The sequence below is a fragment of the Kitasatospora sp. NPDC004240 genome, assembly GCF_053603215.1.
Window position 1 is genome coordinate 14222 of the sequence record NZ_JBSGFD010000081.1, and the last position, 21852, is coordinate 36073.

At 75.6% G+C, this 21852-nt stretch carries 21 protein-coding genes; 9 read left to right on the top strand and 12 right to left on the bottom strand.

Annotated elements, in window-relative coordinates; translation table 11 throughout:
* Positions 1-255: 255 nt before the first annotated feature.
* Positions 256-897, top strand: a complete 642-nt coding sequence (locus tag ACWEQL_RS22295) for a bifunctional DNA primase/polymerase (protein WP_452152032.1) — start codon at positions 256-258, stop codon at positions 895-897.
* 192 nt (positions 898-1089) lie between these two features.
* Here ACWEQL_RS22295 and ACWEQL_RS22300 read toward each other — a convergent pair whose 3' ends face one another.
* The 5 genes from ACWEQL_RS22300 to ACWEQL_RS22320 form a co-directional block, all read right to left on the bottom strand.
* Entirely contained in the window at positions 1090-2076 is a 987-nt protein-coding gene (locus ACWEQL_RS22300; protein ID WP_452152033.1) for a DUF5926 family protein, read from the bottom strand.
* A gap of 89 nt (positions 2077-2165) precedes the next feature.
* Entirely contained in the window at positions 2166-2705 is a 540-nt protein-coding gene (locus tag ACWEQL_RS22305) for an ATP-binding protein (protein WP_452152034.1), read from the bottom strand.
* A 358-nt stretch (positions 2706-3063) separates the two neighbouring features.
* Positions 3064-3903 carry a glycerophosphodiester phosphodiesterase gene (locus ACWEQL_RS22310; protein WP_452152035.1) on the bottom strand — a complete coding sequence of 280 codons (840 nt, stop codon included), beginning with the start codon at positions 3901-3903 and terminating at the stop codon, positions 3064-3066.
* 160 nt (positions 3904-4063) lie between these two features.
* Positions 4064-5371 (bottom strand): purine-cytosine permease family protein, encoded by a 1308-nt coding sequence (locus ACWEQL_RS22315; protein ID WP_452152036.1) that lies wholly within the window; start codon positions 5369-5371, stop codon positions 4064-4066.
* A gap of 629 nt (positions 5372-6000) precedes the next feature.
* On the bottom strand, positions 6001-7176 hold the full coding sequence (locus ACWEQL_RS22320; protein ID WP_452152037.1) for a condensation domain-containing protein: 1176 nt from the start codon (positions 7174-7176) through the stop codon (positions 6001-6003).
* Positions 7177-7323: 147 nt separating this feature from the next.
* On the opposite strand from ACWEQL_RS22320, the gene ACWEQL_RS22325 reads away from it, so the two are divergent.
* A complete protein-coding gene (locus ACWEQL_RS22325) occupies positions 7324-8466 on the top strand; it encodes a M20 family metallopeptidase (RefSeq protein ID WP_452152038.1) in 1143 nt (380 codons plus the stop codon).
* A gap of 9 nt (positions 8467-8475) precedes the next feature.
* Here the strand turns inward: ACWEQL_RS22325 and ACWEQL_RS22330 are convergent, their stop codons facing one another.
* From ACWEQL_RS22330 to ACWEQL_RS22355, 6 genes are all read right to left on the bottom strand, one after another.
* A complete protein-coding gene (locus ACWEQL_RS22330; RefSeq protein WP_452152039.1) occupies positions 8476-9222 on the bottom strand; it encodes an AMP-binding protein in 747 nt (248 codons plus the stop codon).
* 65 nt (positions 9223-9287) lie between these two features.
* Positions 9288-9512, bottom strand: a complete 225-nt coding sequence (locus ACWEQL_RS22335; RefSeq protein ID WP_452152040.1) for a phosphopantetheine-binding protein — start codon at positions 9510-9512, stop codon at positions 9288-9290.
* A gap of 5 nt (positions 9513-9517) precedes the next feature.
* A complete protein-coding gene (locus tag ACWEQL_RS22340; RefSeq protein WP_452152041.1) occupies positions 9518-10159 on the bottom strand; it encodes an isochorismatase family protein in 642 nt (213 codons plus the stop codon).
* A gap of 13 nt (positions 10160-10172) precedes the next feature.
* On the bottom strand, positions 10173-11894 hold the full coding sequence (locus ACWEQL_RS22345) for a (2,3-dihydroxybenzoyl)adenylate synthase (protein ID WP_452152042.1): 1722 nt from the start codon (positions 11892-11894) through the stop codon (positions 10173-10175).
* A complete protein-coding gene (dhbC, locus tag ACWEQL_RS22350) occupies positions 11891-13093 on the bottom strand; it encodes an isochorismate synthase DhbC (RefSeq protein ID WP_452152053.1) in 1203 nt (400 codons plus the stop codon). The genes ACWEQL_RS22345 and dhbC overlap by 4 nt, the downstream gene beginning before the upstream one ends.
* A gap of 119 nt (positions 13094-13212) precedes the next feature.
* Complete coding sequence (locus ACWEQL_RS22355; protein WP_452152043.1) at positions 13213-13998, bottom strand: 2,3-dihydro-2,3-dihydroxybenzoate dehydrogenase; 786 nt, start codon at positions 13996-13998, stop codon at positions 13213-13215.
* Positions 13999-14267: 269 nt separating this feature from the next.
* Between ACWEQL_RS22355 and ACWEQL_RS22360 the strand changes: the two genes are divergently transcribed.
* The 3 genes from ACWEQL_RS22360 (at position 14268) to ACWEQL_RS22370 (ending at position 16887) form a co-directional block, all read left to right on the top strand.
* Complete coding sequence (locus tag ACWEQL_RS22360; protein ID WP_452152044.1) at positions 14268-15452, top strand: MFS transporter; 1185 nt, start codon at positions 14268-14270, stop codon at positions 15450-15452.
* 11 nt (positions 15453-15463) lie between these two features.
* Positions 15464-16129: a TetR/AcrR family transcriptional regulator gene (locus tag ACWEQL_RS22365; RefSeq protein WP_452152045.1), complete on the top strand. Its 666-nt coding sequence runs from the start codon at positions 15464-15466 to the stop codon at positions 16127-16129.
* Between the two features lie 68 nt (positions 16130-16197).
* Positions 16198-16887 (top strand): siderophore-interacting protein, encoded by a 690-nt coding sequence (locus ACWEQL_RS22370; protein WP_452152046.1) that lies wholly within the window; start codon positions 16198-16200, stop codon positions 16885-16887.
* Between the two features lie 27 nt (positions 16888-16914).
* Here ACWEQL_RS22370 and ACWEQL_RS22375 read toward each other — a convergent pair whose 3' ends face one another.
* Positions 16915-18069 carry a CapA family protein gene (locus tag ACWEQL_RS22375; RefSeq protein WP_452152047.1) on the bottom strand — a complete coding sequence of 385 codons (1155 nt, stop codon included), beginning with the start codon at positions 18067-18069 and terminating at the stop codon, positions 16915-16917.
* A gap of 200 nt (positions 18070-18269) precedes the next feature.
* Between ACWEQL_RS22375 and ACWEQL_RS22380 the strand changes: the two genes are divergently transcribed.
* From ACWEQL_RS22380 to ACWEQL_RS22395, 4 genes are all read left to right on the top strand, one after another.
* Positions 18270-18494, top strand: a complete 225-nt coding sequence (locus ACWEQL_RS22380) for a dsRBD fold-containing protein (protein ID WP_452152054.1) — start codon at positions 18270-18272, stop codon at positions 18492-18494.
* 66 nt (positions 18495-18560) lie between these two features.
* The gene (locus ACWEQL_RS22385; protein WP_452152048.1) at positions 18561-19745 is read left to right on the top strand and encodes a M48 family metallopeptidase; all 1185 of its coding nucleotides are present in this window, start codon (positions 18561-18563) and stop codon (positions 19743-19745) included.
* 127 nt (positions 19746-19872) lie between these two features.
* Positions 19873-20295 (top strand): MarR family winged helix-turn-helix transcriptional regulator, encoded by a 423-nt coding sequence (locus ACWEQL_RS22390; RefSeq protein ID WP_452152049.1) that lies wholly within the window; start codon positions 19873-19875, stop codon positions 20293-20295.
* A gap of 112 nt (positions 20296-20407) precedes the next feature.
* Positions 20408-21586: a PP2C family protein-serine/threonine phosphatase gene (locus tag ACWEQL_RS22395; RefSeq protein ID WP_452152050.1), complete on the top strand. Its 1179-nt coding sequence runs from the start codon at positions 20408-20410 to the stop codon at positions 21584-21586.
* The last annotated feature ends 266 nt before the right edge of the window (positions 21587-21852 follow it).

A 21852-nucleotide genomic window follows, 5' to 3' on the forward strand; every position in this document is an offset into this window, starting at 1 on the left:
CGCGCGCCGTCGTGGCGGGGCGGGAGCCACTCACTCGTACGGTGGAACCGCCCGCCCCCGGGCGGCGTCCATCCGGTCGCATACGGGATTCTCGTTCCAAGGGCTGTTCCCTCCGCGGCCCTTTTCACGTCGTGCTCCACCGCCAGTGCTCCACGCCCGTCCGCCGCGCCCCCGGGCCCTGATCCGTACGGCGGTCGCGGGCGTCCCCGGGGGGAGCCGAGCCACCCGAGCGGTCACGGAAAGGAACGAGCGCCCATGCGTGAGAACCCGAGGGGCCGGTCGGCGGCCCGTTCCGCCCGGCTGGCCGCCGCCCTGACGGCCGCCGTGGAGCACCGCTGGCCGGTGGTGCCCGGCGCGCTGCTGCTCGACGGCCGCTGCTCCTGCGACGAGCCGCGCTGCGCCGCCCCCGGCGCCCACCCGCACGACCCGCCGCTGCTCGCGGCCACCACCGACGCCCGGATGGTGCGCTGGTGGTGGGAGCGGCAGAGCCCGGACGCACCGCCGCTGCTGGCCACCGGCGGGGCCGTCTCGGCGGTCAGCCTGCCCGCCGCGGCCGGCGCCCGGGCGATCGCCTACCTGGGCGCGCTGCGGCTGCCGCTGGGCCCGGTGCTGGCCCTGCCCGGCCGGTACGCGCTGCTGGTCGCCCCGTACTCGCTGGACGCGCTCGGTGAGCTGCTCGCCCAACAGCCGTGGGTGCCGGGCTCGTTGCGCTACCACGGGACGGACGGCTTCCTGCCGCTGCCGCCCGGCGGAGCGGACCGGCGGGCCCGGGTGCGCTGGGTCCTGCCGCCGCGCCCGGAGCCGGACGGCGGGGTCCGTCTGCCACAGGTCGGGCCGCTGCTGGGGGAGTTGGTGGCGGCGACGGTCCGGCTGGACACCGGGCACTCCGCGCACTGACGGCCGCCGCCGGGCGGCGCGGCCCGGAAAAACAAAAGATCCGGCCGCTGGCGACGGGGGATGCACCAGCGACCGGACTCTTTAGACAGTAACAAGGATCGGCGTCCACGCCAATTTCCAAGAGGCCGTCGCCGCCCGGAAATTGCGGGCGGCGACGGTAATGTGACGCGTATCACCCGATGCGGGTCGCCTTTAGTTCAAAGTGACCTGACGGTTCACCAGGTTCGCGCGGGCGCGACGCTCCTCGGCGGTCAGCGGGGTCTCGTCGGCGAGCGTCTCGGCGAGCCGCTCGGCGAACTCGGCGGCCGGCTTCTCGCAGTCGGCCGCGGTCATCGCGAGCGGCAGGTCCCAGACCGGGACGGTCAGGCCGTGCGCGCGGAACGAGCCGACCAGGCGGGTGTCCGGGCCGATCGCGGCGCGGTCGGCGGCGTTCAGCCGGGCCAGCGCGTCCAGCAGCCGCTCCTCGGGGACGGTCATCACCCAGCGCAGGTGGTTCTTGTCCGGGGTGCCGCACCAGTAGGCGGAGTCGACCGAGGACAGCTTCTCGGTGGGGATCGCCGAGGCGTTGGCGCGCTCCAGGGAGGCCGCGACCTCACCGGTGGCGGTCTCGGCGTCCTCCAGCCAGAACTCGAAGCCGGTGTGCACGGCGGGGGTGAACGCGGCGTCGGTGTCGAGCAGTTCCTGCAGCCGGCGGCCGCCCGGGACGGTCCGGCGGGACGGCACCGGGGAGCCCGGCTCGGCGGCCAGCGCCAGCTCCAGGGCGTCCGCCAGGTCGCGGCTCAGGTCGCCGGAGGAGGACTGGGTCTGCAGCCCCAGCAGGATCGAGCCGTCCTGGCGGCGCAGCGCCGGCCAGGCCAGCGGCAGCACGGTCGCCAGGGTCACCGACGGCACCTCGCCGTTGGCGCCCTCGGCCACCCCGGCGGCCAGCGTCAGCGGCACGGTCGCGGCCGGCACCAGCTCGCGCAGCGCCACCCAGTCGGCCTCGCCCGGCAGCCCCTCGAACGGACGGTGCACCAGCTCCTGGACGGCGTGCGAGGCCTCCCGGCCGTGGCAGGCCTTGTAGCGGCGGCCCGAGCCGCAGGGGCAGTTCTCACGGGCCCCGACCACGGGGATCTCGCCCGTGACGGCGGGGGTGGACTGGCTGCGCTGCGGCGCCTTCTTGGCGGCCTTCTTGCCCATGGTGCGGCTCTCCCGGGAACGGTGACGTATTGCACCGGGCAGCCTACTCAGGCGCCGCGCCCCGGCCCGCCACCGCCGTTCCGTCCGGCTCAGGCGCTGCGGGCGTCACCGCCGTCCCTGCGGGCGTGCCGGGCCCGGGCCGGCAGCGCCGCCCAGACCGTCACCTCGCCGGGCGCGTCGCGCACGCCCCAGTCGCTGGCCAGCTGGTCGACGATGCTCAGTCCGCGCCCGCCGCGCGAGGTGAGCGAGGGACTGGACGGCACCGGCCTGGTCTGTGCCCCGCCGTCGGTGACCTCCAGGGTGAGCACGCCGTCCGCGTGCATCTGCCAGCGCACCAGGACGCCGCCGTCCTCCTCCTCGGACGCCTGCGCCGCGGCCGCGGTCCGTTCGGCGGGGCCGCCCGCGGGGACGCCCACCAGGACGCCGCCGAGCACCTCGGCGCGGGCGCTGCGCCCGAGCGCGGGCAGCGGGCCCAGCGGCCGGGCGTACCGACACGCGTTGCTCAGCAGTTCGGAGAGGATCAGAACGGCATCGTCGATGACCGGTTCCGGTACCTCGCGGTCGCCCAGATCTCGACGCAGTCGGCGCCGTGCGACCCCGACACTCGCTGGGCCGTGCGGCACTGCCATGGTCGATGAAGTAGGCACTTCACGCGCCACCATCAACGCCACCCCCGGACCTCCTTCAGCGTATGCCGAGGGATGGATGCCCCTTGGTAATGCGTCGGAAACGACCACGCGGCGATCCCGGGCGGACATTTCGGGGGTCGCGACCCACGGTGCGCGAAAGGTGATTCGGTGCTCACCCTCCGTCGTACGGGAGGGCAATTCCCGGCAAAAAACAGTCGACGTGCGGTTTGGCCGCTACCGAAGTGGTCGGTTGTGGTCGTGTGCGATCGCCTGAGGCCGGAGTGACGGATGTGAAAGAAGTGACGAATCACCGGCCGGGAACCGGCTCACCCGTCCCGGGCGGCCCGTGGGGCGGGTCCTACCGGCCGAGCTGGGCCAGCACCTCCGCCGGGCGGTTGGTGATGATCGCCGACACCCCCAGCTCCAGGCAGAGATCGACGTCGGCCGGCTCGTCCACCGTCCACACGTGCACCTCGTGGCCGGCCGCGCGCAGCCGGGTCACCAGCTCGGGGCGGGCCCGGACCAGCTCGATGCCCGGCCCGGCGATCCGCGCCCCGCCCGGCAGCGCGGCGCCCGGCCGCACCCGGCCCAGCAGCGGCAGCGTCCGCTCGAACAGGAACACCCGCGGGAACCGCGGCGCGGCCGCCCGCACCCGGCCCAGCGCCACCGGGGAGAAGCTCATGATCCGGGCCCGCGGCCGGTCGCCCTCGGCGTCGGGGTCCGCCGGCGCGATGCCGAAGCGGGCCAGCGTCCGCAGCAGCTCCGCCTCGACCCGGCCCCGGAAGCGGACCGGGTGCTTGGTCTCGATGGCCAGCTCCACCGGGCGGCCGCTGTCCACGGCCAGCTCCAGCAGGCTCTCCAGCCGCAGCACCCCGCGCAGCTCCGGGTCGGTGCTCGCCACGCCGGTCTTCCAGGCGCCGAAGTCGTACGCCTCCAGCTCGGCCAGCGTCATCGCCGAGACCGTGCCGCGGCCGTCCGAGACCCGGCCGATCCGGCGGTCGTGCACGCAGACCAGCTGCCCGTCGGCGGTCACCCGGACGTCGCACTCCAGTCCGTCCGCGCCCTCGGCGAGCGCCCGGCGGTACGCGGCCAGGGTGTGCTCGGGCAGCGCGTGCGAGGAACCGCGGTGGGCGATCACCCGGACCCGGGCGGAGCGGGCCGGAGCCGGGGTGGGCGGGGACAGATCGGGACTGGTCACGCGTCCACGATAGGCGGCCGAGGTGAAGCGGGGACGACGGCGGCCCCAACCCGCGGGGCCGTGGGGCCGTCCGCGCGGTCGGGGCCGTCGTGGGTGGGTGCGGCCGGGTCGGGGCCGCGGTGGGTGGGTGCCGTTTCGCCGGTGGGTGGGCCGGGTCGGCTCAGGCCGCCGTGCGGCGCCCGGTGAACCGGACCACGAGGAGGGTGGCCAGCGCCGGCACCAGGAAGCCGAACAGCGAGGCCGAGGTCCACGCCTGCGGGGTGAAGCCGAGGGCGCCCTGCAGGTCCGTCCACAGCTCCGTCCACCACGGGGTGACCGAGCTCGGGTGGAGGAACTGGTACGTCGCGAAGCCCAGCGCCCAGGTCAGCAGCATCGACCAGCGGGTGGGCGCGTTCTGCGAGAGGTCCCAGCCCCGCCGGCCGGCGCCGAAGAAGTGGTCCACCGCCAGCACCGCGAACATCGGCACGAAGACCGCGCCGATCACCTCCAGGAAGCCGTAGTAGGAGGTGAGGAACGCGTCGATGCCGGTGATCTGCAGCGCCAGCACCGTGATCAGCGCCCCGATGGCGCCGGTCAGCAGCCGGCGGTCCACCCGCGGCACCAGGTTGTGGATCGACATCGCGGTCGAGTAGACGTTCGCGAAGGACTGGTCGGTCTCGCGCACCACCAGCACCAGCAGGAAGAGCCAGCCCGCGGTGACCCCGGTGAAGGAGGAGAACACCTTGGTCGGGTCGCCCTCCGACTGCAGCAGCGCGATCGCGCCGAGCACGTAGCACCAGACCTGGGCCACCGTGTAGCCGGAGAAGGTCCCCCAGAAGGCCGAGCGGCCCGTGCGGGCGTGCCGGGTGTAGTCCGCGGCCAGCGGGACGAAGGAGATCGACACCGCGATGACGTAGTCGGTGGCCTGCAGGAAGCCGTGCCAGTTGCTCCCGCCCGGGTTGGGGACGCCCTGCCGACCGAGCTGCACGGTGAAGTAGACCATCGCCACGCCCACCGCGACCGCCACGTACTTGCGCAGCACCGCGATCGCGCCCAGCGGCCAGATGGTCAGCACGGTGGTCAGCGCGCCGCCGAGCAGCACGAACAGCCAGCTCCAGCCGGTGGTGCCGGCCACCGCCTGGGCGCCCATCGAGATGACCAGCAGCTCGTAGACGCCCCAGCCGACGCACTGGGCGATGTTCAGCACGGTCGGCAGGTACGACAGCCGCGTGCCGAACAGGCCGCGCAGCTGGGTCATCGCCGGGGCGCCGCTGCGGGCGCCGATCAGCGCGGCCACGCCGAGCATCCCGGTGCCGATCACCGTGCCGGCCACGATCGCCGTCACCGCCGCCACGATGCCCAGCTCGGCCCCCGGCGGGCCGAGCACGGTGGCCGCGCTGGTGAAGCCGATCAGGCTCACCCCGAGGTTGGCCCAGAGCGCGAACAGCGCCCGGAAGTCCAGGGTCCGCGGCGGCTCGGTGTCCAGCACCAGCGGCGCCTCCACCCGCCCGGCCGGCTCCGGCCGGTCGAGGACGGCGCCGGCGGCGGTGGAACCGCCGGCGGGTCCGGCGGCGTCCGAGTGAACGGTCGCGGACGACCCGGGGAAATCCTTGGACGCGGAAGCGCCCGACGAAGAGGATGGCGAAGCAGGCGGCATGGCCGATACTCCCTACGCCGGCATTACCCGGACAGGTTCCGGCGGTCAGCGCCCCCTCGGCGGCACGGCCACGGATCCGGGTACGGATACCGTGGCGTACGGTCGACCGGCGCACTCTCAGCCTGGTGGGTCCAAGCTCCCGCGTGTCAGTTTGGAGCGACAGGCTAACCGGCGCGGCGGGGAACGCCAAGGTCAGGGGGGCGGGGGTCCGGATCGCGGGACGGTTCGGACACCCCCGGTGCCACCTCCGTCACCCGGGTCGCGGACGTCACCCGGGTCACGGGGCCGCCGGCCGCGGCGACCGGTCCGGGCAGTCGTGGCGACCGGTCCGGCCGGTCCGGACGGGGGGTGCCGCAGGCCCTGTCGTACGTCCCGGCTAAGGATTCTTATGAGTTCTTCAGAAGGGTCCTTACGGCAAACGAATCGGCCGTGCGAAAAACTAGGGTTCTTGGTTCTGTCAGCTATGGAGGTCGTTCGTGAGCACCGAGCGTGAGGTTGGGTCCACCGGGCCGCAGGGGGATCAGCCCGGCGGTCAGGGGGCGGTGCCCGACGACACCGCGACCCAGGTGACGCCGGCGGTCACGCAGGCCCCGGCGGCCACGGAGGCCCCGGCCGCGGGCGGGTCGCGGCCGACCCTGGCCTTCGGCAAGGTCACCGCGCCCGAGACGCCCGTCGCCCCGGCGACCGAGTACGTGGACGCCCCGCCGCCGGTGCTGCCGCCCGCCGAGGGGACGCCCGCGCCGACGTACGTGGACGCGCCGCCGCCGGCGCTCGGCCCGGAGCCGTCCACCACCCAGCTGAGGGCCGTCGCCCCGGCCGCGCCGCCGGCCAACCCGTACGCGACCCCGGCCGGCGGTGTCCCCCTCGACCCGTACGCCGCCCCGGCCGCCGCCCACGATCCGTACGCGCCCGCGCCCGCGCCCGCAGCGCCCGTCGCGGCCCACGACCCGTACGCCGTGCCGGGCGCCACGCCCGCGGGTGGCACCCCCCAGGGGCACCAGCCGTTCGGTGCCGGCCAGCCGCTCGCGCCAGAACTCCCGGTCGGCGGCGTACTGTTCGCCCGCGCGGTAGGCGCTCTCCTCGGCGGCGACCTCGGCGGGGGTGGCGAAGGTACGGGGGCCGGGCGCGGCGCCGGTGGCGAGGGCGGTGTACAGCTCGGCGACGCGGCCGCCGATCAGGGTGAGCGCGTAGGCGTCGACGGCGAGGTGGTGGACGCGCCGGTACCAGAGGTGACGGTCCGCGCCGAGCCGGATGAGGGCCTGGGCGAACAGCGGCCCCTCGGCGAGGTCCACCGGGCGGGCCAGGTCGGCGCGCATCCAGTCCTCGGCCTCGCCGTCGGGGTCGGCGGCGGTGCTCAGGTCGAGCCGGTGCAGCGGCCAGGGCCGGCCGGGGCGCAGCCGCTGGCGCGGGGTGCCGTCCTCGGCGGTGACCAGGGCGTGCAGGGCGTCGGCCTCGTCGACGGTCTGCCGCAGGGCGCGTTCGAAGAGTCCGGCGTCGAGCGGGCCCGTGATCTCGACGGCGTCGCCGGTGTTGTAGCCGGGGCTGCCGGGGTCGAGCACCTGGGCGTACCAGATGGCCGCCTGGGTGGCGAGCAGCGGTACGTCGGGGCCGTCGACGGCGGGCTGGTGGCGACGCATGGGTGTGAGAACTCCTCGGATCCGGCGACGTAACGCCTACTTAGGTTAGCCTAAGCTATCTTCATATCGTCTGGTCAAACAGCCCGCCGGGGACCGTCCAACGGCCGCTCCCCGCAAGGGCCCTGACGCCCCCGGAGGCGCCCCGCCATGCCCACTCCCGTCAAGGAAGCGATCCGCGCGCGCGTGCACGCCCACCGGGAGGAGCTGCTCGCGCTCAGCCGCCGGATCCACGCCCACCCCGAACCGGCCTTCACCGAGCACCGGGCCGCCGCCTGGTGCGCCAACCTGCTGCGCGGGCACGGCTTCACGGTCACCGCGCCCGCGTACGGGCTGGACACCGCCTTCACCGCCACCGCCGGCTCCGGGCCGGTCACCGTCGCCCTGGTCTGCGAGTACGACGCGCTGCCCGGCCTCGGCCACGCCTGCGGCCACAACCTGATCGCGGCCGCCTCGATCGGCGCCGCCCTCGGCCTCGCCCCGGACGCCGACCGGCTCGGCCTGACCGTCCGGGTGATCGGCGCGCCCGCGGAGGAACGCGGCGCCGGCAAGGCCCTGTTGATCGACGCCGGCGCCTTCGACGGCGTGGACGCCGCGATGATGGTCCACCCCTGCCCGGTCGAGGTCGCCGACTTCCGCTCCTTCGCGCTCGGCACCCTCTCGGTCCGCTACACCGGCCGCGCCGCCCACCCCAGCCTCAACCCGCACCAGGGCCGCAACGCCGCCGACGCGCTCACCGTCGCCCAGGTCGCGATCGGCCTGCTGCGCCAGCAACTCCCGCCGCACTGGCGGGTGCACGGCATCACCACGGCCGCGGGCACCGCCCCCAACCTGATCCCCGACACCGCCACCGCCGAGTACGAGATCCGCGCCTCGGCCGCCGAGGACCTCACCGAGCTGCGCGCCCGGGTGGAGGACTGCTTCCGGGCCGGCGCGCTCGCCACCGGCTGCGAGGTCACCCTCACCCGGCCCGAGCCCGACTACCTGGACTTCCGCGGCGACCCCGCACTCCTCGCCCTCTGGCGGGAGAACGCGCGGGCGCTCGGCCGTCCGGAGCCGGTCGAGAGCGGCCCCTTCGCCTGCACCGACATGGGCAACGTCTCGCACCGCGTCCCGGCGATCCACCCCGTGCTGGACATCACCGGCGGCGCCTGCGCCCCGCACGAGCCGGCCTTCGCGGACGCGGCCGTCTCGCCGGAGGGCGAGCGCGCCGCACTCGACGGCGCGCTCGCCCTGGCGTGGACGGCGGCCGACCTCGCTGCCCGTGAGGTCGCGCCGCCGCCCGGCTCGTAGGGCCCGTCCTCAGACCGCGACGTGCACCGGGCCCGGGTCCCGGTGCTGGTCCGGCAGCAGGCCGCCCAGGACCTCCGGGACGGCCCGCAACACGGTGACGCCCAGCTCCCGGACCAGCGCACCGGTCTCGGCCCGGCCCGCCGGATCGGCGAGCACCAGGGCCGCGCCGGCCCGCAGCGGCCAGAAGAACTCCCAGAGCGGCAGCCCCAGTTGCAGCACCCGGTCACCGGCGCCCAGCCCGTACGCGGACTGCAGGGCGCGCAGCCGGCGGTCCACCTCGGCGTGCGTCACCCGGACGCCCAGCGGGCGGCCGCCCGGGCCGTACCCCAGGTACACCGGGTGCTGCGGGGTCAGCGGACGCGGCGGATCGGTGGACAGCTCGCCGTCCGCGTCGAGCTCCCGGGGCCGGACGGCGCCCGGCACCCCCTCCCCCAGCACGGCCACCGGCGCGGCGTCCGCCAGCAGGTGGGCCAGCCGGCCGGGCGCGTCCCGCGGGTCCAGCGGGAGGTACGCGGCCCCGGTCTTGGCCACCGCCAACAGCGCCGGCAGCAGTTCGGCGGGCCGGGCGGACGCGAGGCCGACCACCGCCCCGGGGCGGGCCCCCAGCGCGGCCAGCCGCCGGGCCAGCCGGTTGGCGGCCGTGTTCAGCTCTCCGTACGGGACGAGCGTGCCGTCCGCGAGCACCAGCGCGGGTGCCCGCGGGGTGCGGGCGGCCTGCGCCTCGACCGGGCCGATGACCGTGGTCGGCGGCAGCACGGGCCGCGCCACCCCCGGCCGTACGCCGCCCTCTCCCGCCCGTGCGCCGTCCGTCGCGCCCTCCATCAGGCCGCGCCCAGCAGCTCGGCCCAGGCCTCGACGGCGGGGCGTTCGGCCAGTTCGACGAAGCCCACCCGGGCGCCCTCGGCGCGCCAGCGCTCGGCCAGCGTCATCAGCCGCACCGAGTCCAGGCCCCAGTCGGCCAGGTTCTCGTCCAGCGGGATCTCCGCCGGGTCCTCGCCGAGCAGTTCGGCGACCTCGGCCCGGATCCGTTCCACGGTGAAGGCCATCGCCGTCACTTCCCTTCCGGCATGTCGAAGACGGCGTCGGTGGTGGTCACCACGGCGCAGCGGCCGGCCACCCAGGCCAGCGCGGCGCGGTGCTCGGCCGGCCCGAAGTCGGCGACCGCGTCGGCCACCACGAAGGCCCGGATGTCGCGCATCCAGGCGTCGCAGGCGGTGGCCTGCACCCCGATGTGCGCGTACACCCCGACGATCACCAACTGGTCGCGGCCCTGCTCGCGCATCAGCTCGGCCAGCCGGGTGCGCACGAAGGCGCTGTACTTCCACTTGGTCAGCACGGTGTCGTGCCCGGCCGGGGCGACCTCGTCGGCGATCGCCACCGCCCGGGGGTCGTCCGGGATGCCCGGACCCCAGAAGTCCTGCTGGAGCCCGCGCTCGGACGGGCCCTGGCCGCCCGGCTGCGCCGAGTACACCACGGGGACGCCGAGCCGCTCCGCCTCCTTGCGCAACCGGCCGACGTTCTCGAAGAGTTCGGTGACGGGGGCGGCGCCGGTGTCGAAGGCGTCCAGGAAGTGGTTCTGCAGGTCGTGCACCAGCAGGACGGCGCGGGCGGGGTCGACCGTCCAGTCGACCCGGTTGGCGGGCAGCTCGCCGGCGGCGGGCATCGGGTACGGGGAGATGCGGGGCAGGCCCACGGTGGTTCGTCCTTCAGCTGTCGGTGGTGGTGGTGAGGGTGGCCGCGATCGCGGCGCGCAGGTCCTTCTTGGAGACCTTGCCGATGCCGGTGGCGGGGAAGGCCGCCACGAACTCGACCCGGTCCGGGACCTTGTAGGCGGCCAGCCCGCGCTCGCGCACGAAGCGCTTGAGCGCGGCGGCCTTCGGCGGCGCCTGGCGGGCGTCCTCGCGGAGCACCACGTAGGCGCAGGTGCGCTCGCCGAGGTACGGGTCGGGCATCGAGACCACGGCCGCGTCGTGCACGGCGGGGTGGGCGAGCAGGTGGTTCTCGATCTCCTCGGCGGCCACCTTCTCGCCGCCGCGGTTGATCTGGTCCTTGGCCCGGCCCTCGACCACCAGGTGGCCGGTGGGGGTGCGGCGCACCAGGTCGCCGGTGCGGTAGAAGCCGTCCTCGGTGAAGGAGGCGGCGTTGTGCCCGGGGGCGTTCCAGTAGCCGCGGATGGTGTACGGGCCGCGGGTGAGCAGGTGGCCGGTCTCGCCGTCCGGCAGGTCGCGGTCGGCGTCGTCGACCACCCGGATCTCGTCGTCCGGGGAGATCGGGCGTCCCTGGGTGGTGACCACGAGCTCCTCGGGGTCGTCCAGGCGGGTGTAGTTGACCAGGCCCTCGGCCATCCCGAACACCTGCTGGAGGGCGCAGTCCAGCACCGGGCGGACCCGGCGGGCGGCCTCCTCGCTGAACTTGGCGCCGCCCACCAGCAGCACCTCCAGGCTGCTCAGGTCGTACCCGCCGCCCGGCCCGTGCTGCCCGCCCTGACTGCCCTGCCCACCCTGCTCGCGCTGCCGCTCGGCGGCCTCCAGCCAGAGCAGCGCCAGCGGCGGCACCAGGCCGGTGATCGTCACGCCCTCGCGCTCGACCAGCGGGAACGCGGTCTCCGGGTTCGGCTGCGGGCAGAGCACCACCCGGCCGCCCGCGTACAGGGTGCCCAGCGAACCGGGCGAGCTGAGCGGGAAGTTGTGCGCGGCGGGCAGCACGCACAGGTAGACGCCGTCCTCGTCCAGCGCGCACAGCTCGACCGAGCCGCGCAGCGAGTAGATGTAGTCGTCGTGGGTGCGCGGGATCAGCTTGGGCACCCCGGTGCTACCGCCGGACAGCTGGAGGAAGGCGACCTCCTCCGGCCGCGGCTCCACCTCGGGGCCGGGGCCGTCGACCGGCACGTCCGCCAGCCGGACGTGCCCGCCCGGGTCCTCGCCGGCCACCAGCACCAGCCGTAGCGCGGGGTTCTCCGCCCGTACCCGGTGAGCGAGTTCGCGGAAGTCGAAGCCGCCCTCGACGGCCGGGACGACGTAGGCGACCGCCCCGGTGAAGGAGCAGAAGTGGCCGATCTCGGTGTAGCGGTGGGCCGGCAGCGCGAAGACCGGCAGCGCGCCGATCCGGAACAGCGCGAAGACCACCTCGAAGAACTCGGCCACGTTGGGCAGTTGGACCACCACCCGGTCACCGGGCCGCAGCCCCCGGGCCAGCAGCCCGGCGGCCATCCGGTCGGCCCGGCGGTCGAGTTCGGCGTACGTCCAGCGGCTTCCGGCCACCGGGTCGACGATCGCGGTGCGCTCCCCGTGCGCGGCGGAGCGCTCGCGCAGCATCCGGCCGAAGGTCTCGCCCCGCCAGTACCCGGCCGCCCGGTAGCGCTCGGCGAACTCCGGCGGGTGGGGGACGTACCCGTGCAAGGGGGTGCTCTCGCGGCTCTCGTGGTTCACGCGCTGACTCCGGCGGCGTCCAGGAAGGTACGGAACTTGGCGCTGGTCTCGGCGAGTTCGGCCTCGGGCCGGGACTGCTCCACCACTCCGGCGCCGGCGTAGACGCGCAGGGTGCGCCCCTCGGCCTCGGCGCAGCGGATGGTGACCACCCACTCGCCGTCGCCGTCCGCGTCGCCCCAGCCGACCATGCCGGTGTACAGACCCCGGTCGAAGGGCTCGACCTCGCCGATCACCCGGCGCGCCACCGGGGTCGGCGTCCCGCAGACCGCCGGGGTCGGGTGCAGCGCGGTGGCCAGTTCGAGCGCGGAGACGGCCGGATCGGCCAGCTCGCCGGCGATGGTGGTGGCCAGGTGCCACATCGCGGCGGTGCGCACCAGGGTCGGCCGCGCGGGCACGTCCAGGGTGCGGCAGTACGGGGCCAGGGCCGTGCGGATGGCGTCCACCACGACGGCGTGCTCGTGGAGGTCCTTGGGCGACTCCAGCAGCGCGGCGGCCCGGCGGACGTCCTCGCCGAGGTCCTCGCTGCGCGGCACCGAGCCGGCCAGCGGGTTGGCGAGCACCGCGGTGCCCCGGCGGGAGAGCAGCAGTTCGGGGCTGGCGCCGATCAGGGTGCGGCCCTCGCCGGAGGGCACCGCGAAGGTGTAGCCGCCCGGGTCGCGGCGGGCCAGCCGTTGCAGGACGGCGGGCAGGTCCAGCGGCCGGGGGCTGGTCAGCTCCAGCGTCCGGGCCAGCACCACCTTGCTCAACTCGCCCGCGCGCAGCCGCCGTACGGCCTCGGCGACGCCCGCGCCGTACACAGCGGGCTCGGGCACCGGGCGCACGCGCCAGTCGGCGTGGTCGGCGGCCGGGGCGGGCAGGGCGATCAGCGGGTCGTCGCGCAGCGCCCCGCAGCGGCGGACCTCGGCGGGCACGTGGAGCTCGGCCCGGCCACCGTGGTCGAAGCCCACCGCGCCCAGTACCAGCGGGTGTTCGACGCCCTCACGGCGGGCGCGGGCCAGCGTCTCGGCGACCCGGACGGGCAGCGGGCGGGCGTCCTGCGGCACCCGGGCGTGGACGCCCTCGGCGAGCAGGGTGCGGGTCGGCGAGGCGAGGAACGCCTCGGCGGGCCCGGCCCGGTACTGGCCCAGCAGCCCGCTGGCCGCGCCGATGACGGTGTGGTCCGTCCCGGCGGCGGCGTGGTGAACCGTGGTCACCTGGATTCTCCAGTCTGCGTGTGGCCGCCGCGCCCCGGTGGGGCCGGCGGGGTGGGGGTACGGCGCCGAGCGGGGTCGCGGCGCCCGTGGGGGTCCGGGTCCGCGGGTCGCGGCGCCCGCGGGGCTCAGGCGCGCAGGGTCGCGCCGCCGTCCACGTAGAGGTCGTGCATGGTGATGTGGCGGGCGCGGTCGGAGACCAGGAAGAGCACCGCCTCGGCGACGTCGGCGGGTTGGGCGATCCGGCCGAGCGGTATGCCGACGCGGTAGCCGGCCGGGTCGCCGTCGACGACCCGCTGCTCGGCGGCCGCCGCGTCGCCCTGCCAGAGCGAGCGCTGCATCTCGGTGTCGGTGGAGCCCGGGGAGACGATGTTGCAGCGCACCCCGGAGCGGGCGAGCTCCAGGCCCAGGCAGCGGGTGAACATGGTCGCGGCCGCCTTGGAGGCGGCGTACGCGGCCATGCCGGTGCGCGGCACGCCGGCCGCGTTGGAGCCGACGGTCACGACGGCGCCGGCGCCCCGGGCGGCCATCCGGCGGCCGACGGCGCGTGAGGTGTGGAAGACGCCGGTGGTGTTGACGGCGAAGGTGTCCGCCCAGTCGTCGTCCCGGAGTTCGACGGCGGGCGCCACCCGGAGGATCCCGGCGACGTTCACCAGGACGCCGATCGGGCCGATCCGGTCCTCGATCCGCTCGACGGCGGACTCCACGGCGGCGGCGTCCGTGACGTCCAGCGGGTACGGGCGCACCGCGTGCCCGCCGAGTTCCCCGGCGAGCGCGGTCAGCGGGCCCGGATTGCGGTCGACGGCGGCGACGACGGCGCCGGCGGCGGCCAGCGCGCGGGTGACGGCCGCGCCGATGCCCTGTCCGGCACCGGTGACCAGCGCGATGGTGCCGACCAGTTCCGACTGCTGCACAGGAAAATCCCCTCCGACCAGCGTGATTAGGCAAGGCTAACCTAACACAACTGTTCGGCTCCGCCGAGAGGCCCTGCGTGACCGTCAACTCCCGGCCGCCCCGGCCGACTCGGCCCGGCGGGGCACCGAACGGGCCCACCCGGGCGCCCCGCGCGGCAAAGTAGACGCAACGTTGCGTCCAGTGTACGGTCGAGGTGCAACGCAACGTTGCGTCCATCTTCGTCGCGGGCCGCCGACGCTCGGCGGCCACCCCTCAGAGGAGCGCCCGCATGCCCTCCACCGTCCGCGCCGCCGTCGCCTTCGCCTTCTGGGTGACCATGGCCGGCACCACCGTCCCGACCCCGCTCTACCCGCTCTACCAACAGGACCTCGGCTTCGGCCCGTTCACCGTGACGGTGATCTTCTCCGTCTACGCGTTCGGCGTGATGATCGGACTCCTCACCCTCGGCCGGCTCTCCGACCAGCTCGGCCGGCGGCCCGTGATGGCCGCCGCCCTGCTGCTCGCCGCCGCGGCCGCCGGGCTCTTCGAGGTCGCCGACTCCCTGCCCCGGATCCTCACCGCCCGCGTGCTGTCCGGCCTCGCCGCCGCCCTGATCACCGGCAGCGCCACCGCCGCCCTGCTCGACCTCGCCGGGCCCGCCGACCGACGCCGCGCCCAGACCCTCGCCCTCGCCGCCAACATGGGCGGACTCGCCGGCGGCACCCTGCTCGCCGGGGTCATCGCCGAATGGGGCGACTCCCCGCTCCAGCTGCCCTGGACCGTGATGCTCGCCCTCACCGGCCTCGCCCTGGTCGGCCTGCTCACCGTCCCCGAGAGCGCCCCCGCCCGCGGCCCGGTGCGACTGCGCCTCCAGCCGCTGCGTATCCCCGCCGACATCCGCCCGGCCTTCCTGCGCGCCGCCCTCGCCGGCGGCTCCGGCTTCGCCGTCCTCGGCGTGCTCACCGCCGTCACCGGCCTGTTCATCCGCGACATCGGCCTGCACAACCTCGCCCTCACCGGGCTGGTCGTCTGCCTCGCCTTCGTCTGCACCGCGATCGGCCAGCTGTTCGCCACCGTGCTGCCCCGCGCCCTGCCCGTCGCCTGCGCCGGACTGGTCGCCGCCGCCGCGCTGATCGCCACCGCCCTGCTCACCTCCTCCCTGGTCCCGCTGCTGCTCGGCGCCTGCGTCAACGGCCTGGCCACCGGCACCGCCGTCGGCACCGGCCTCGGCGTCATCAACTCCCCCGCCGTACCGCCCCAGCAGCGCGGCGAGGTGGTCTCCACCTTCTTCGCGATCCTCTACGGGTTCCTCTCCATCCCGGTGGTCGGCGTCGGCGTCCTCATCCAGCAGTCGGGGCTGCGCACCGCCGGGGTCGTCTTCAGCGCCCTGGTCGCCGCCCTCGCCCTCGGCGTCGCCGCCGGCCTGCTGCGCCACCCCTCCCCCGCCCACCCTGACCAGGTCCGCGAACGATGAGGCATGAGAGGATGAGCCCGCCCGGGACCCCCTCGCCCGGAACCCCCGCCCCCGGGCGGGAGCGCACCCGGCCGCACGGCCGCCCCCTCGCCCGGAAGGAGCCCAGCGCCATCGCCCCGCAGCAGCGCCCCGCCGGCTCCACCCGCCGCAGCGAGGCGGCCCGCCTGGCCGTCCTGAACGCGGCCGACGACCTGCTGGTCGAGCACGGCTTCGAGGGCCTGACCATCGAGGGCATCGCGGCCGCCGCCGGCGTCGCCAAACAGACCATCTACCGCTGGTGGAAGTCCAAGGTCGACATCCTCTTCGACAACCTGGTCCTGGACGCGGGCACCGCCCTCGCCTGGCCCGACGACCCGGCCGGCCCCGAGGCGCTGCGCGCCTACGTCCACCGCTTCGCCGTCTTCCTCGACGAGGAACCCGCCGGACGCGTCCTCCAGGCCCTCCTCGGCCACGCCCAACTCGACACCCGGACCGCCGAGTTGCTCCACACCGGCTTCCTGGACGAGCTGCGCGCCCGCGATCTCGCGCACACCGCCCACTGCCTCGCGGTGTCCGCGGACGAGGCCGCCGTCCTGCTCGACTCGCTGCTCGCCCCGCTCTACCACCGCGCCCTGGTGCTGCGCCGCCCGTCCGACCGGGCCTTCGTCGACGCGCTGCTCGACGCCCACCTCGGCTGACGCTCCGTCACCTTCCCTCTTCCGTCCGCGCGTTCACCCCGGACGACGTCTCCGTCAGGAGTACCACCGTGTTCCGACGCCCCCGCCCCTCCCACGACGTGACCGTCAGCGCGGTCACCCCGCTGACCTCCACCCTCGTCCGGCTCACCCTCCACGGGCCCACCCTCGACGCCCTGGCCCTCGAACACCCCACCCAGTGGGCCAAGTTGGAGATACCGGACGGCACCCGCCGGGCCTACACCATCCGCCACCACCGGCCCGCCGCGCACGAGGTCGACGTCGACGTCGTCCTGCACGGCAACGGCCCGGCCGCCCTCTGGGCCGCCACCGCCCGACCCGGTGCGCGGGCCCGGCTGGGCGACCCCCGCGGCCGGTTCACCCCCGTACCGCCCGGCCACCGGCTGCTGCTCGCCGCCGACGAGAGCGCCCTGCCCGCCGCGCTGACCGTCCTGGAGGACCTCCCGCCGGACGTCCGGGCGCACGCCTGGTTCGAGGTCGCCGACCCCGCCGACACCCTCCCCCTCCCCGCCGGCGTCGACGTCACCTGGCTCGCCCGCACCCCCGACCGGCCCAAGGGGCAGCTGCTCGCCACCACCGTCCGCCACTCCACCCGGCCGCTCGACAGTGCCTGGATCGCCGGCGAGGCCACCGCCGTGGCCGCCCTGCGCCGCCACCTCCTCGACGACCTCGGCATCCTCCGCGAGCACGTCCGGGCCAAGGGCTACTGGAAGCTCGGCGAGGCCGACCACAAGGGCTGACCGCGACGGCCCGGCCGGCGTGTGACGTCAGCGGGTCGGGACGGGGGCGAGGCCGGTGCAGGCGCGGAGGCCGTCGCGGCGCTTGAGGGCGGCCTCCGCGGTGGCGCCGGTGACCGGGACGGGGACGCCGCGGTCGTCGACGGTGGCCGGGGTGAAGGTCTCGCCCTTGACCTTCCCGTCCTTGGACAGCGTCAGCGTCGCCACGCCGGTCTCGTTGGAGAACGCGTAGTTGGAGGTGCCGTACCAGAGGAAGTTGCCGTAGCCGTAGCCGACGTAGGTGTTGCCGAGCATCCCGGAGCCGAGCATGGTGTGGGCGTGGGTGCCGACCACGGCGGTGGCGCCGGAGTTGGCGAGCTTCTTGGCGACGGTGCTCTGCGCGGTGGTCGGGCAGGCCTTGCCCTCGTCGCCCCAGTGCAGGTAGACGATGACCACCGGGGCGGCCTTCTTCGCCGCCTCCACGGCCTTGACCAGGGCGGCGGTGTCCAGGGCGGAGGCGATGCCGGGCTTGTTGGCCCCGGCGCGCCACTTCTGGTTGGTGAGGTCCTCGACCTGGCTGGCGGCGACCACGGCGACCTTCACCCCGCGCACCGTGGTGACGTACGGCGCGTACGCCTCCTTGGCGTTGCGGCCGAGGCCGATCACGGGGATCGGGGAGGAGTCCTTGGCGGCGAGGGTGTCGGTGAGTCCGTCGGCGCCGAAGTCCACGGCGTGGTTGTTGGCGAGCGAGACCACGTCCACGCCGGAGTCGCGCAGCGAGGTGAGCGCCTTGGGCGAGGTCCGGAAGGTGTAGAGCTTGGGCTCGGGGGCGCCGCGGCCGGTGATCGCGGTCTCCAGGTTGAGCACGGCGAGGTCGGCCTCGGCGAGGGTCTGCGAGATCGGGCCGAGCGACCGCTCGGGCGGCTGGACGCCCAGCCGGGCCTCGGTACGGCCCTCGAAGTGGACGTCACCCGCGAACGCCACGGTGATCGTGCCGTCGGGGCGCGGCTCGGTGGGGATCCCGCCCACGGCCGGTGCGCCGGTGCCGGACGCGGTGCCGCCGGCGCCGGTGCCCGGGGCGTCGGAGGTCGCGGCGGCCGGCTTCTTCGCGGCGTCGCCGGAGCCCGGCGCCGGGTCGTCCGGGCCGCAGGCGGCCACCGGTATCAGCCCGATCAGCAGCGCGACGGCGGCCGCGGCACGGCGCATGTGGTCCCCCCGGAAATCTGTACGTAAACGGCGGTCAGCCTACGCCACGGCCGCTCGGCCCCACCCGGCCGGGACACCGTGTCCGGGCCGCCCGCCGTACCGGGACGTCGTGTCCCTGGCTTAGACCGACCGGCAATAGGGGCGCGGCGGGGGCGCGCGCAGCGTGGAAGGAGGCGGCCGTCCGCACCAAGGACTGGCGGCTGAGCCTGCACGTGGTCGAGGACCGCGACACCACCCGGGTGCACGCCGTCCTGAACGCGGACGGCGACGTCCTGCACAGCGACGCGGCGGCCCGCCGCAACCCGCGCGACGAGCCGTCCACCGCGGTGGGCGACGAGTTCGCGGTGGGCCGGGCCCTGGTGGACCTGGGCCACCAGCTGCTGCGCGCCGGCACCCACGGCGCCACCTCGGCCACCGGGGACTGACCCGGGACGGCCCGGCCCACGCCGCCCCGTACGCGGACCGCCCCGCCGTACGCCATGCTGGGCCCCATGGACACCACGGACCACCGGACGGACTCCGCCGAGGCGGCCGCCGACTTCACCCCCGCCGAGCGCGAGCGCGGCCGCTCGCTGCGGCGCGGCCAGCTGCCGTGGGCGCTGGGCGGGCGGGTGGCCGGGCTGGGGCTGACCCTGGTGCTCGGGCTGACGCCGGCCGGGGCGGATCTGGTCACCGCGGTGGGCGGCTGGTTCGGCGGCGGGCGGACGGCCCAGGTGCTGGCGGGTACCGCGGCGCTGGTGCTGCTGGGGCAGGCGGTCGCCCTGCCGTTCGGCGCGGGCGTCCGGGTGGTGCGGGCCCGGTTCGGGCTGGTCACCCAGGGCTGGGCCGGCTGGGCGGTGGACGCGCTGCGCGGGCTGGGGCTGACCCTCGTCCTGGCACTGCCGCTGGCCCTCGGGCTGTTCGCGCTGACCGCGTGGTCGCCCGACCGCTGGTGGGTGCCGGCGGCCGGGGCGGCGGCGGTGCTGACGGTGGCGCTGTCCTTCCTGCACCCGCTGCTGATCGAGCCGGTGTTCAACCGCTTCACCCCGATGGAGCCCGGCCCGCTGCGGGCCTCGCTGCTCGCGCTCGCCGAGCGGGACGGCGTCGCGGTCCGGGACGTGCTGGTCGCGGACGCCTCCCGGCGCGCCACGGCGCTCAACGCGTACGTCTCCGGGCTGGGCGCCACCCGCCGGATCGTCGCGTACGACACGCTGGTCGCGACCGCCGAACCGCGTGAGGTGGAGCTGGTGGTGGCGCACGAGCTGGGGCACGTGAAGCACCGGGACGTGCTGACCGGCACCCTGCTGGGGGCCGTCGGCGCGGCCGTGGTGGTCTGCCTGCTGGGCCTGCTGACGGGCTGGGAGCCGCTGCTGTCGGCGGCCGGGGCGCAGAACGCGGCCGATCCCCGGGCGCTGCCGCTGATGGCGGCGTGCGCGGCGGTGCTGGGCGCCCTCTCCGGACCGGTACAGTGCGCGGTGAGCCGGCGGATCGAGGCCCGGGCGGACACGCACGCACTCGAACTCACCTCGGACGCCGACCAGTTCATCGCCATGCAGCGCAGGCTCGCGGTGGCCAACGTGTCCGACGTCGACCCGCCCCGGGTGCTTGAGCTACTGTTCGCCACTCACCCGAGCGCGGTCCGCCGGATCGCAGCCGCCCGCGCCTGGCGAACCTCGGCGGCCGCGGGATCGTTGTAGGGCGGGCCCGGGCGCCCGTCCGACGGGACCCGGACGAGCCCCCGGGCACCAACCGCGCGGCGCAGGGACCGCGCGGCGCACCGCACGCGTTGCGCACCGCACGCGAGGAACGAGGAGGCGGACCGCCGTGCCAGGCCGTGAGTCGTCGATCGACACCATCCAGCGCGAGCTGACCGCGTTCGCCCGCCGGGCCCGGCACAAGGCGTCCCAGCTCCACCCCGACCTCTCCCTGGTCACCTACAGCATCCTCGACCTGATCAACGAGCGCGGCGGCTGCCGGGCCGCCGACGTCGCCGCGTACTTCATGCTCGACAAGTCCACGGTGAGCCGCCAGGTGGGGGCGCTGGAGCGGCTCGGTCTGCTGCGCCGGGAGACCGACCCGGAGGACCAGCGCGGCCAGATCCTGCGCACCACCGAGGCCGGTCTGACGCTGCTGCGCGAGGCGAACGAGCAACGCCGGCTCTCCTTCACCGCCCGCTTCACCGACTGGTCGGACGAGGACGTGGCCCGCTTCGCCGACTACCTGGCCCGCTACGGCGCCGAGGGCTGAACGGACGCGGCACCGCACCGGCCCGGCCCGGCCCACCGACGGACCGGGCCGGCCGAGGGGCGGACCGTCCTTCCGGGTGCGCCCGGGGCCCCCGCCGGTGTACAGAGGAGAGGTGCCACAACGGCTGCGCTCCCATGACCGCCGCCGGTCGTGGCGGCCCGGCCGCCACGTGCTGACGGCGATCGCGCTCGCCCTGATCGTCGCGATCGTCGTGGTGGACGTGCTGGCGCCGCCCCACATCCACCTCGGCCCGCTGCTGATCGTCGCGCCCGCGCTGACCGCCTCCTTCGCCGCGGCGCGGGCCACCGCCGTGGTCGCCGGGCTCGCGGTCGCCGGCCTGATGGTCATCGGAGTGCTGCGCGACGGGCTGTTCACCGCCAACCACGAGACCCAGATCGGCGCGCTGGTCGCGGTCTCCGTCCTGATCGTCGGGCTGCGGGTGCTGCGCGACCGGCACGAACGCGAGCTGGCCCGGGTCCGCTCGGTCTCCGAGGCCGCCCAGCGGGTGCTGCTGCGCCCGCTGCCGGAGCGGATCGGCTCGCTGCGCCTGGCCTCGGTCTACCTGGCGGCCGAGGAGGAGGCCCAGGTCGGCGGCGACCTGTACGCGGCGGCCCGCACCGCGACCGGCACCCGGCTGCTGGTCGGCGACGTCCGCGGCAAGGGCCTGGCCTCGCTCGGCGAGGCCGCGCTGCTGCTCGGGGCCTTCCGCGCGGCCGCCCATCTGCACGCCGACCTGCCGGAGCTGGCCGCGTACCTGGACGGCAGCGTCTGCTGGGACCTCGCCCAGCCGGCCGACGGCGGGGCGGGCGGCGACGGCACCGGCGACGGCGGGCGGGGCGACGCGGCGGCCGGGGAGGGCGGCGAGTCCTTCATCACCGCCGTCCTGCTCGACATCCCGGACGACGGCTCGGAGGTGCGGCTGATCGACTGCGGCCATCCGCCTCCCCTGCTGCTGCCCGCCGACGGCGGCGCCCCGGTCCGTACGCTGGCCGCCCGCAACCCCTCGCCGCCGCTCGGGCTGGGCGAACTGGCCCCGGGCGGGTACCGGGTGGAGGTGTACCCCTTCGCACCGGGCGACCGGCTGCTGATCTACACCGACGGGGTGATCGAGGCCCGCGACGAGGGCCGCCGCTTCTACCCGTTGGACGAGCGGGTCACCGCCTGGCGCGGCGAGCGTCCGGCGACCCTCCTGCACCACCTGCGCCGCGACCTGCTCGCCCACGTCGGCGGCCGGCTGGACGACGACGCGGCGGCGGTGCTGGTCGAGCGCACCCGCCGTCACCACCGCTGAGGGGCGTTAGGCCGTGTCTCACAATTCCCACCGGGCGCGCGACGCCGGGCATCCCGGCTGGACGCACCGGCGAATCGCCCGAGTACGACCAAGTACGAGGACGATCCGCCGGCACGCCCAGCCGGGCGCCCAACGCCGCGCGCTGATCCGACGCGAATTATGAGACACGGCCTAGTGTCCTGAGTCTGGAATTTCATTCATAAATGTAGACTGGGGATGTGGCGCGGACGGGTCGGCCGAAGGCCGAGTTGATGTTGTCGGATGAC

Bases quoted from the DNA above. Each gene is read 5' to 3' on its own strand.
- ACWEQL_RS22295 (WP_452152032.1), top strand. From the start codon at position 256: ATGCGTGAGAACCCGAGGGGCCGGTCGGCGGCCCGTTCCGCCCGGCTG.
- ACWEQL_RS22300 (WP_452152033.1), bottom strand. From the start codon at position 2,076: ATGGGCAAGAAGGCCGCCAAGAAGGCGCCGCAGCGCAGCCAGTCCACC.
- ACWEQL_RS22305 (WP_452152034.1), bottom strand. From the start codon at position 2,705: ATGGCAGTGCCGCACGGCCCAGCGAGTGTCGGGGTCGCACGGCGCCGA.
- ACWEQL_RS22320 (WP_452152037.1), bottom strand. From the start codon at position 7,176: ATGCGTCGCCACCAGCCCGCCGTCGACGGCCCCGACGTACCGCTGCTC.
- ACWEQL_RS22325 (WP_452152038.1), top strand. From the start codon at position 7,324: ATGCCCACTCCCGTCAAGGAAGCGATCCGCGCGCGCGTGCACGCCCAC.
- ACWEQL_RS22335 (WP_452152040.1), bottom strand. From the start codon at position 9,512: ATGGCCTTCACCGTGGAACGGATCCGGGCCGAGGTCGCCGAACTGCTC.
- ACWEQL_RS22360 (WP_452152044.1), top strand. From the start codon at position 14,268: ATGCCCTCCACCGTCCGCGCCGCCGTCGCCTTCGCCTTCTGGGTGACC.
- ACWEQL_RS22365 (WP_452152045.1), top strand. From the start codon at position 15,464: ATGAGCCCGCCCGGGACCCCCTCGCCCGGAACCCCCGCCCCCGGGCGG.
- ACWEQL_RS22375 (WP_452152047.1), bottom strand. From the start codon at position 18,069: ATGCGCCGTGCCGCGGCCGCCGTCGCGCTGCTGATCGGGCTGATACCG.
- ACWEQL_RS22385 (WP_452152048.1), top strand. From the start codon at position 18,561: ATGGACACCACGGACCACCGGACGGACTCCGCCGAGGCGGCCGCCGAC.